This window comes from Ruoffia sp. FAM 26255 (genome assembly GCF_045528525.1).
Taxonomy (GTDB): domain Bacteria; phylum Bacillota; class Bacilli; order Lactobacillales; family Aerococcaceae; genus Ruoffia; species Ruoffia tabacinasalis.
Map to the genome: position 1 here is coordinate 1 of NZ_JBGQQX010000068.1, position 10,031 is coordinate 10,031.

Genomic DNA, 10,031 nt, shown 5'->3' on the forward strand with positions numbered 1-10,031 from the left:
TTTATTATCTACACGTCCCTTCTGATGATGCTTTGCTTTTTCTAAAACTTGTGTGGATATTCTAGTAAAAACATTATTGTAATTGCTAACGTTCTGAGCACTCCAATTTAATCTATCCGCTATATCTTTCCCCTTGTACCCTTCATCACGCATTTTACTAATCAACTCAACCCAATCAAATAAATCCATTGGCGAATACGTATCTTCATCCGCGCTTTACTTTCCCACTATTCCAATCGAGCTTGTCTTGTATAAAATCATCCATCAGTCGTTCTTGGTACTTTTCATTTAAATCATAAAGCCCGCTATTTCTGAACCACCATTCGGTGAAGTTGAATGCTACGTTCGTAGCACCTTCTGCTACGCGTCCTTTTTGATGTCCCTTGGATAAAACTAAAATATCCGTAGCAACATTTTCTAACATCACAAGATATTGACTAACTCTTTGTCGCGACCACCCAATCTTATCGCCAATTTCCTGCTGCGTGTACCCTTCATCTTTCATAGATGAAGTAAACTCTATCCAATCAAATAAATCCATTGGGGAATAAGCGTCTTCATCCGCGTTTCCTTTTACAGCTAACGTGTAGGGATCTTCATCTTTGTGAATCACGCAAGTAACTTCTTCAATTCCTAGCTCATTTCGTGATACTAGCCCCATCTATCAATCTGAAATGACCTCAGAATCGAAGTGGGGTAGGTATGATTTCAAAGCATAAAAATAACCCCTGCATAATGGCAAGGGTGTTGCTGTTAAAAAGAGTGGGGCTTACATCGCTGGTACGAACGAACGCCCACTAGTGTTAATTGTTTGCTTCTGGTGTCTTATAGTTCTTAATTGCTCGCTCAAGTAATAGGTTTCTAAATGGTGCAAATTCCGATTTATTAACCAATCCTGCTGCTAACCCCCGTAAGTTCTCGTTGCTTAATTCCGTAATGCCTTGGTGTAGTTTTTCTTGTTTAAATTTAAACAGCGTTCTGTATTCAGCAATTTCTTCTACAATAGAATCAACTTTCTTCATAACATCTGCTTCGATTTTAAGAAGTTCTTCATCTGCTTCGAGTATTCCGCCAATTTCATTAGCAATTTTAAGTTTAAGCCCTCTCGCTTCACGCTGTTTTTGGGTGGCTTGTTTCCGCTTCTCTAGTGATTCCTTAGCTTGAGAAATAATTGTTTCTAGCATGTTTAACTCTTTCGCTCGTTCAAAATCAAACTCATTTGCTTGTAAGGTTCGCATGTCTTCGGCTTCTTGCTCGTGCGTGGCAACCTGTGATTCAAAGTCTTTTATTTCTTTATTTAATTGGGCATATTCTTCGATTGCTTCAAGCGTTTCGGTTTTTAATTTAATCATTATTTCAGTTCCTTTCTAATCTCGTGGTTTCAACATTTCCCGCTCATATGTTTTATCTAAGTTTCTTCTCTCTAGTTATTTGTTGCAGCATATCATATGTGTTGGTAGTCAACCCCGCTTCCTCTGTGCGTTCTTTGTTTCCAACTTCTTGCTCAAGTTCTGCCTTCAGTAATTCAATTTCACGTCCAAATAACTTTGTCTTTTCCTCGTAAGCTTCTACCATTTTGTCAAAATTCTCTTTTGTTACTAAATCCATTATATTTATCCCCTTTTCATGTTCCTGACTGCTTCACGATACAATTCTTCCGCTTCATCAGTATCTTCTTTTATGCATTGCTCTAATGATTTAACCAAATTGATTATTTTTTCGTCTTGATCCATAACGGACAATGTTTCTTCCAATTTCTTCAATCTGCCTTTAATATTCATCTGATTCATCTCGCAACGGTACATCGTCAATGAATATTATTGCGGTTGGGTCACGTTGCTTGATTGATTGCAATTCATTTTCAAGTTCTACACCCGATAAATCTAACGCTTCAATAAAGTAAACCTTGCTATCTGTCAAGCCTGCTTGTTGTTCTAACAGCCTGATTCGCCTGCTTAGTTGCTTCATTTAGATTTCTCCTCCAGTTGCTCAATTCGTTCCAATACGTCGCCTAATTCATACGTTTTAAACGCCATTTCTAATAATATTTTAGAAGCTTCGACACGTGAATAAGGGGGCGTTTCTGGGTTGTCACGCAATTCAGCTAAAACATTAACTGAAGCGGTAGCTTCATATTGCAGTCTGCCTGTGACTGTTGCCATTAATTCACGCATTAGCTTTCGTTGTGCTTCTTTGAATGCTGGTAGCTTCATGTATCGGTACGCGGTTGATTCAGTAATGCCTGCTTTCTCACTTGCTTGTAGCGTTGTTGGTGTTGTAATTAATGCTAATAGAAACTTTTCTTGTTTATTTGTTAGTTCACTAATCGCTATCCGCCCCTTTCTAACTTTGATTTTTGATTGTTTGCTACAATTTCGTTCGATTTGTACGTTAATTGACGCCCAATACATCGTTTTTCAACTGATTCCATCGTTCTTTTTCATCTTCACGCTCTGCTTGTTTGCGGGCAAACTCGTCATCTTCTTGTCTGTATCTATCAATTATTTCTTCAAAATACAACTCATGAACTTTTTCGTAAACGCTATGCTCTAACTTGCCAAATGCTTTACCCTTTAAATTAAGGTGTTCTTTCAGCTTGGCAGAACTCGCTTGGTTAATTATTTTTCCATCATCTCTGAATGTTGCTAAGGTGACATACTTCGCCATCACAAAAGCAAGTTCGTTATCGTTCAACTGATTCAGTACTCCGACAAGGTTCAATACATTTTCATTACTTTCGCCACGTTCGATATAGGCTTTAAGTGGACGCATAATCCGATTGCACGCATAAATTCTATCTTTCATAACGCCAACTCCTTAATTCGGTTCAATAATTGATTGCCAACATCTGCCATCTGCGCCTGTTGTTCTTCATTCAAGCCAAAGCCTTTTAATCGTTCTTTAGTTTTACGATGTTCCTCTAAATAGTATTCAACTTCGCCAATCGCTTCATATGCTTGCCATTCCAGCTCCGTCACATAGAACAAGCGTAAATCGCGCTCTAACCTAGCCAAAACCTCACTGCCCATACATTGTTGGAATAACCGCTGTTTCTGCTTCAAACGGTCGATTTTACGCTGTAATGCAATATCTTTGGACCATAACTTTAAGGCGATTTGTTCGGTAGTTTCGGCTCTGTGGTAGAGTACTTCAGTATCACCCAATGGCATGCACCCAGTAAGTGAGTGTGACGTGTAGTATGTGGCACTAGTCGCAAGTTTACGCTCAATCAAGTTTGATATTTGTTTATCAATGGTTACATAATTTTCAACCTTTGCTTTTAGCTCTAGATTATTGGCACATTCCACACTATCACCCCCAGCATTTATTTAGTTATAAATCAAACGCAACTTCGACTTCTTCCAGCGACACAAGACCTGAAGTAGCTTCTTCGATTTTTTCATCAATTAATCGGGTGGTAGCATGTTCTATTTCATAAATTAATTGTTTCAGTGATTGGACTTCATCTTCGAGTTCTTCGATTCGTTCTTCTAGCATAAAATTCCCTCCTTGTTACTCTATTTTAGTATTATGTCCCCTTCATCAATCAAACAGCTGTTCAATCTCGCCTTGAAAATAATCTAAATTACCTTCTAAATGTTCTAGTTTTTCTTGAGCCTTAAACAAGTCATAACTAATCTCATTCACTATATGAAACAGTTGCTTATTTTCCTTTTCTAACTTGATGATTCGTTTCTCTAAATTATCTATCATTGTTTCTTCTCCAATTCCTCAATTGCTTCATCCACACGTTGCTTCTGTTTCGCATTTAAAGGCGTTCTAAGCCATTTCGTCATGGTTGTTTCATGTACCCCTACCGCTTCGGCTAGTTGCCATATATACAAACCTTTTCCGCTTAAAAAGTCCCTGATTTCTTGATTTGGTTTCATCCTGATACCTCCTTTACAATTCAAGTTGTGTAAGTTGCTCTCCCTATGTATGTTACACACTTATTATAACATGGGGTACCACCAACAGCAATAAGGAAATCATTAATTTGAACTACATATTGTGCGCGATTTTTAATGTCCGTTAAGTGTAGTTTATTCCCTCAAAGATAAAAAAAGGCCCTGCAATCGCAAGGACTTGTGTTTGTTTAACTGTAGTATGTTTTCATTTGTCAATTTAGTTATGACCGTTACAAACGGGGAATCAACCGTTACAAACGGGGATAAAAAAGAAATGATCGGGACACTAATTCTTTGGCAGTATCTTTGTGTTTTAAATGACGACTTGACGACTTCATGACGACTTACTTTTCGCACTAAGTCGTCTTTTTGAAACATTGCTGTATCAACGTTTGTAGGGGTTTTTTAGGCAAATGACGACTTGACGACTTTAAAATCGCAAATTCTATACAACTGTACTTATAAACTAAACTCTTTATATAAATAGTGTTTTGTTTCTAATTCCCTCTAAATAGAAAAAGTAAGTCGTCTTGTCGTCATTTACTTTAAAAAACGCTGTGAGCCCTACTCTCACAAGGGATTACAAATGACGACTTCATGACGACTTACTCGTTATTCAAAGTCGTCTTATTCGTCAAAGTCGTCTTTTTAGTCGATATGGAACATAGGTTGCTGGCGATACTTCTCTACCTCATAATTAAATGGCGCACTGAAACCGCCGTTTTCTGAATCTAAGTCGTCCAGTAAATTGCAATCTTCTTTGCTCCAAAGTTCTAGTGGTCGTAAATTCTTTTGGTTATACTCCCACCCATTAGCCAGCAGTATATCCTTCATTTGTCCTGTGAAGGTGCGCTGTTTCATTCTGGTTGGATTATTCTCAGACAAGCACCACGCTTTAAACAGTAAGAATAGGAACTTTGTCGGCAACCGCTCGCTCTTGAGCCCAGAAACTACGTCCTCATAAAAAGCAGCAATCGGGTCATTATCCAAAACAACACCTTTCACAAGTTCTTTACTCTCGTCAGTTTCCACCACGTCATCGAACTGCATATCAATTACCTTTGCCAGTATGTATTCATGCAGTTGTTTGTCCTTCACATAAATATCTTTAACCTTACGATTGTTATCCTCAGCCTTGTAGGACTTTTTAAACTCGATAATTCTTAGTCGTCTGATAAGTCCGTCTGTGGTGTCTGCAAAGCGTGGTATACCGTTCATGGATTGAATTACTAATGGTGTCAGCTTGGTGTTAAATGGCTTCTCGAACTTACCATTCAACAGTACACCGTCCCCTGTAATGACTGACTTGAAGTTCTCGCTCGTTTCATTGAAGTCTTTCGGATTATTATCGTCCCCTAAGACTAAACTTTTTCCATAAACAGTAGACAATTTAAAGTCATTCTCAAACTCTTTGATCTTTAGGTTAGAAGTGTTGCGAGTACCAACTAACCCTCTTAGTAGTTCTTGCAAAGTCCCTTTACTTGTTCGTCCTTGCTTACTATAGAAAAAGAACGCGACTTCTGAAACATAGTTTGAGTTAATTGCTGAATGAAACATTTGGTGAAGTAACAACTTCTTCTTGTCGTCACCGTCAGACAATTCATCAATCCAATCAGTGAACTTCCAATCAGGATATGATGGCTCTGGTGCGTTAGGAACATAATCGGTTGCTATCTTATTAACAAACACCCATTCGCTCGAAAACGGTAGTAATTCCTTCAATTCGCGGTTATAAACACCATTGTTGCAGACAATCAGGTTAGAATCTTGCGTCCTTTCCACTTCTAAAGCGCCATCGTCGTTAGTCAGGAAGTGTTTGATTTCCTTGCAGTTGTGCTCGCTTAGAGTGCGCTCTACGGTCATGGCAAGGTTATTAATGAACCTATCACCCTTCTTGTAGATACCTTCGCTGGGGTCATATATGGCTAGTTTCGAAAGCTCTGGATCATCTTCATCAATCAGTACCACTGAACAAAGTTCCAGCAGTATATCGGCAACTTCTCGAGACGATAACTTTGCCTCTTCTAAACTTTCGCGTCGTTCAAAACCCACTTCATTCAGTCGTCTCTTTAAGTCGTCAACAGTCTCTACTTCCCGAAAAAACAAATGGTGGAACTTAGAACGAAACGTGTACGCGGTGCGGGGCATTACTCCTTCCTCCAGCACTCTGTACAGCCTGCTGACATTCCCTTCGACCCAGTCCATGTTACCTAGTGCGATAATCTTACACCCTTCAATCGCGGTCTCTCGTGCAATTTCACCGTTCATTACTGCTTTAGCCATTACCATTATCGCTGATAGTGAGTTGTTAAAGTCATTCAAGTTATCAGCGTCGACCTCGGCATATGCTTTGAGCATTTCAATAGCTTCATCGTGTGGAATAGCTCCCTCGGTGATACTCTCAGCATTGAACTTGTATTCTTTTTTCTCAGGTACTGGAACTTCGCCACGTTTAGGCGTCGCGAACGACGTACCTCTATTTACAGTAATCTGATAATTAGTAACGGTGTTTCTGTGTGCTGGCAATCCTTGTAACTGCGCCCACGTGTAAGCTGATTCGTCTATTTTAATGCCTACCAGCTCAACAACTTGCTTCAATACATATTTATACTCAAACTCTACTAATGGGCGGTCTGGCTCGACTATAAGCCTGTATCTGACACCTTTGCCCGCCTCGCCATTGCTAATAGTTGGATAAAGAATGTAATTGAACTCTGCCAGCTTTTCCTGTATTGCGTTTTTAAATGCTTCCTCAGTAAGAGAAACGTCATCATAATCAATGAATATTAAGTCTCGTCTGATTAGGCTGTCGTTGTTGCGTATGAAATGACCTTCCTCGGTTGGTTCAATGTAACCACTAATAATGTAAGGTGCTTTGTCCTTTTTATATTTCGATAGGTGACCTGTAAATACTTGTGGCGGGAACTCAGCTATTTCTTCAAAAGCTGTTTTGTCTTTTAATTTTTCCTCTATTAAAGCATGTGTTCGAAAGCCATTACTTAAATAAATTGTCAATTCGTTTCACCCCCACCTTGAGAACATAATACATGTGTGGTATAGTATACTGTAGATAGTCCATAAATTATTATCGTTTGCCTTGTGAAGTCGCCAACTTCTAACAGGGCTTTTTTTGTGCTATTTTTTATCATCATGTTTTTCCCCCTCTAATTCTTTCGCTTTTTTCATCCAATAATTACGATTGTACTCAGCTACTTTATCTTTGTTATTTTTTCGCCATTTTCTGTGGTACTCTTTTCTTAATTCAGCAGCTACTGATTTATTACCTTCCATGTGATTACCTCCTCTTTTCATATAAATTAGAATGTAAAAAAAGACCCTTACACAAAGTAAGCGTCTACACGTTTTTTTTATATTTCGTTGGTTTTATCACATATGGTAACAAGCAGTAAAGTATAATGCATAATATACTTGACATTTGCACTCGTTAATTATAAAATAATATATGATAATAGAAAAAAATATCAAAAATGCGTGTCCCATTTTCAACTTCCCTCGCCAAAGTGTCGTTGTTAATTTGGGGCTTTTTTTTGTGTTTGTTTTTACTTTTACTATCTATGTAAGTGTAGCACAGTTTCAAGTCTAACTCAATGTTTTCCTCATTCTCTGTTACAATTTTTATTCATCTTTATCAATCCTTATGCTTTTTAAAAATTCAGTATGTGCATCTAACTCACTTCGGTGTTCATCGATAAATTTCCGCCCTATATGATCCATTAAATCATTAAATGACTTGTACAGTGGCTTACCGCTGTCGTCCACCAGAATGGTTTGTAATCGCTCTAAATCATCATACAGACTTGGATAGAATACTAATTGTTTCCGTCTGCTCTTTATTTCCTCATTATTACCCATAATTACCTCCTACAAATTAAACAGCCTTTTAAAAAAACTCCTGCTGTCTTTATACTCTAAATTCTTTCGTTCTCTTTCCCCAACTTCAGCTAACGTTATTCGTTGTTGCTGGTCTAGTAACTTCTGCATCTTGCTCATTTGCTCATCCTTAACAGCTATCTGCTTGGATAGCACTTTGATAGTTATATCATTATCTGCATTTGTGCCATCGTCTACTGATAGCAATTTATCTAATATGTATTGATTCATGGACTTGTTTTCTTTGCTTGCCATCAGTTTAATGCTCTCACGCTCATCCTCTGTGGATCGTATCACTATTTGAACTTTACTCTCACTCATGTTATCACCTCTATATCATCATGGTAGCATAATTGATAGTCGTCTAAAATGATTATTTATTAAGTGATATCGCTTCATCCACCACATAAGCGCCTCGGTTGCTGTCTACATCGTCTGTATGGTCGTAAAATTCCAGCGTCTTAATACTTTCGTGTCTCATGGCAACTTTGGCTTCTTCTTTTGTCATCCCACTAGCACGCATGATAGTAGCAAAGCTATGACGCAAGCTGTGCGGGCTTATTGTGTCGGTCTTAATGCCCGCTTCGATAAAATAGTTATTAACGATTCTGTTCACGCTCTTAGCCGTTAGTCGTCCGCTTTGGTTGCGATTGCTATTACTTGGGAACAATGGATCATGTGACTGCGTGTCTTTCCTTGTGGATAGATATTGATAAATTGCCTTCTCGGTGCTAGGTGCTATGTGAACTCTAGCATCTTTAGTGCGTCTCCCTTTTCCCTGCACATAAAGATACAACTTCCCACCTCGTGTCTTTAAATCGCCTATATCAGCTCGTGATACTTCGACCGTTCTAAGTCCTGCTGTTACCATTAATCGAATCATTGCATAGTCTCTTAACGCTGTATCGTTGATTCTTTCAATGACTGATTGCTTGCTCCCACGTTCTTTAGCTTGGGCTAGTTGCTTTTCTTGATGAGTGGTTACTGCGTCTAGTGTCATGTTAACTTGGGTAGCCGTAAGGTAATCTTTAGCAAACTCTTTGCGGTTCACTTTAGGAACATTTAAATCATCTGCGATATTCTCATGATAGTAACCTTTTTTAACTAGCCATTTGAAGAATTTCTTAACTGAAATTACATACAATTGCATAGTCGCCTCACTCTTGCCCTGCTCATCTAAATAGTTCACATATCCCTGCAAATCTTCCTCTGTAGGTGTGGATATGTCCTTTATTTTTAAGTATTCGTAAAATTGTTTTAGGCATCTGGTATAGGTTGCCTTGCTTGTGTCTGCTAGTCCATGCAAGCCATTTAAATAACTCTCAAATGCGTTATCTGTTAGGTTATTTCTATTTGTCGTTGGTAACCTACCGTATAATTTAAACCGCTTAGCCGTTGGTTTTTGCTTGATTTTGGGGCGCTGTGCTAGTAACTCCATCTTCACCACTCCTCTTGTGTATGTTGTGTAACTTATACATTTATAATATCATTCAGCTGGTGGTGGTGTCAATGTTTATCTTTTGAGAGAATAAATCACGCTTAACGGACATTGGAAAACACCCTACGGATAGCCGAAGATTCACTCACAACCGTTCAAATAGTATAAGGTTTATTTCCACACATATACAGGGCTAACCATTAGGTTCCTTGGATTCTGATGGCTCAAATGTCCCATCAGTCGTTCTTGGTACTTTTCGTTTAAATCATAAAGCCCACTATTTCTGAACCATCCTTCAGTAAAACTGAAAGTTCCAGTTGGAACTAGTGATGTTCCACGTCCTTCTTGGTGTTGTTTGGACTTCTCTAAGATGTGTGGAACTTTATTTAATAGCATTGAATATTTTTTTACGTTTCCTTCGCTCCACCCAATCTTATCGCCTATCTCTTTCTGCGTTAAACCTTCATCACGCATTTTACTAATCAACTCAACCCAATCGAATAAATCCATTGGGGAATAAGTATCTTCATCCGCGTTTTACTTTCCCACTATTCCAATTGAATTTGTCTTGTATAAAATCATCTATCAATCGTTCTTGGTACTTTTCATTTAAATCGTAAAGGCCACTATTTCTGAACCATCCTTCGGTAAAATCCACAACTGTGGATTTATTATCTACACGTCCCTTCTGATGATGCTTTGCTTTTTCTAAAACTTGTGTGGATATTCTAGTAAAAACATTATTGTAATTGCTAACGTTCTGAGCACTCCAATTTAATCTATCCGCTATATCT

The 10,031-nt window shown here is 38.4% G+C and carries 18 protein-coding genes; all 18 read right to left on the reverse strand.

Annotated elements, in window-relative coordinates:
- Positions 1 to 189: hypothetical protein (locus ACEN31_RS10205; RefSeq protein WP_407109344.1), on the reverse strand; the 189-nt coding region annotated here is incomplete at its 3' end.
- A 16-nt stretch (positions 190 to 205) separates the two neighbouring features.
- On the reverse strand, positions 206 to 661 hold the full coding sequence (locus ACEN31_RS10210) for a hypothetical protein (protein WP_407109345.1): 456 nt from the start codon (positions 659 to 661) through the stop codon (positions 206 to 208).
- Positions 662 to 803: 142 nt separating this feature from the next.
- Complete coding sequence (locus ACEN31_RS10215) at positions 804 to 1,352, reverse strand: hypothetical protein (RefSeq protein ID WP_407109346.1); 549 nt, start codon at positions 1,350 to 1,352, stop codon at positions 804 to 806.
- Positions 1,353 to 1,404: 52 nt separating this feature from the next.
- Positions 1,405 to 1,608 (reverse strand): hypothetical protein, encoded by a 204-nt coding sequence (locus ACEN31_RS10220; RefSeq protein WP_407109347.1) that lies wholly within the window; start codon positions 1,606 to 1,608, stop codon positions 1,405 to 1,407.
- 162 nt (positions 1,609 to 1,770) lie between these two features.
- Positions 1,771 to 1,968: a hypothetical protein gene (locus tag ACEN31_RS10225; RefSeq protein ID WP_407109348.1), complete on the reverse strand. Its 198-nt coding sequence runs from the start codon at positions 1,966 to 1,968 to the stop codon at positions 1,771 to 1,773.
- On the reverse strand, positions 1,965 to 2,411 hold the full coding sequence (locus ACEN31_RS10230) for a replication protein (RefSeq protein WP_407109349.1): 447 nt from the start codon (positions 2,409 to 2,411) through the stop codon (positions 1,965 to 1,967). Before ACEN31_RS10230 ends, ACEN31_RS10225 begins: the two co-directional genes overlap by 4 nt.
- Positions 2,392 to 2,805, reverse strand: a complete 414-nt coding sequence (locus tag ACEN31_RS10235; protein ID WP_407109350.1) for a hypothetical protein — start codon at positions 2,803 to 2,805, stop codon at positions 2,392 to 2,394. Before ACEN31_RS10235 ends, ACEN31_RS10230 begins: the two co-directional genes overlap by 20 nt.
- Entirely contained in the window at positions 2,802 to 3,170 is a 369-nt protein-coding gene (locus ACEN31_RS10240; RefSeq protein WP_407109351.1) for a hypothetical protein, read from the reverse strand. Before ACEN31_RS10240 ends, ACEN31_RS10235 begins: the two co-directional genes overlap by 4 nt.
- 163 nt (positions 3,171 to 3,333) lie before the next feature.
- Positions 3,334 to 3,498 carry a hypothetical protein gene (locus ACEN31_RS10245; protein ID WP_407109352.1) on the reverse strand — a complete coding sequence of 55 codons (165 nt, stop codon included), beginning with the start codon at positions 3,496 to 3,498 and terminating at the stop codon, positions 3,334 to 3,336.
- A 45-nt stretch (positions 3,499 to 3,543) separates the two neighbouring features.
- Entirely contained in the window at positions 3,544 to 3,714 is a 171-nt protein-coding gene (locus tag ACEN31_RS10250) for a hypothetical protein (RefSeq protein ID WP_407109353.1), read from the reverse strand.
- Entirely contained in the window at positions 3,711 to 3,890 is a 180-nt protein-coding gene (locus ACEN31_RS10255; protein WP_407109354.1) for a hypothetical protein, read from the reverse strand. The genes ACEN31_RS10250 and ACEN31_RS10255 overlap by 4 nt, the downstream gene beginning before the upstream one ends.
- Positions 3,891 to 4,556: 666 nt before the next feature.
- Positions 4,557 to 6,923, reverse strand: a complete 2,367-nt coding sequence (locus tag ACEN31_RS10260) for a phage/plasmid primase, P4 family (protein ID WP_407109355.1) — start codon at positions 6,921 to 6,923, stop codon at positions 4,557 to 4,559.
- A 120-nt stretch (positions 6,924 to 7,043) separates the two neighbouring features.
- Positions 7,044 to 7,199, reverse strand: coding sequence for a hypothetical protein (locus ACEN31_RS10265; RefSeq protein WP_407109356.1), 156 nt, complete (start codon positions 7,197 to 7,199; stop codon positions 7,044 to 7,046).
- Positions 7,200 to 7,544: 345 nt separating this feature from the next.
- Entirely contained in the window at positions 7,545 to 7,781 is a 237-nt protein-coding gene (locus ACEN31_RS10270) for a hypothetical protein (RefSeq protein WP_407109357.1), read from the reverse strand.
- A gap of 9 nt (positions 7,782 to 7,790) precedes the next feature.
- The gene (locus ACEN31_RS10275; RefSeq protein ID WP_407109358.1) at positions 7,791 to 8,120 is read right to left on the reverse strand and encodes a DUF536 domain-containing protein; all 330 of its coding nucleotides are present in this window, start codon (positions 8,118 to 8,120) and stop codon (positions 7,791 to 7,793) included.
- Positions 8,121 to 8,172: 52 nt separating this feature from the next.
- Complete coding sequence (locus ACEN31_RS10280; protein WP_407109359.1) at positions 8,173 to 9,237, reverse strand: tyrosine-type recombinase/integrase; 1,065 nt, start codon at positions 9,235 to 9,237, stop codon at positions 8,173 to 8,175.
- 171 nt (positions 9,238 to 9,408) lie between these two features.
- Complete coding sequence (locus ACEN31_RS10285; RefSeq protein WP_407109360.1) at positions 9,409 to 9,747, reverse strand: hypothetical protein; 339 nt, start codon at positions 9,745 to 9,747, stop codon at positions 9,409 to 9,411.
- 16 nt (positions 9,748 to 9,763) lie between these two features.
- Positions 9,764 to 10,031, reverse strand: a 268-nt coding sequence (locus ACEN31_RS10290) for a hypothetical protein (RefSeq protein ID WP_407109361.1), incomplete at its 5' end; no start/stop codon positions are given.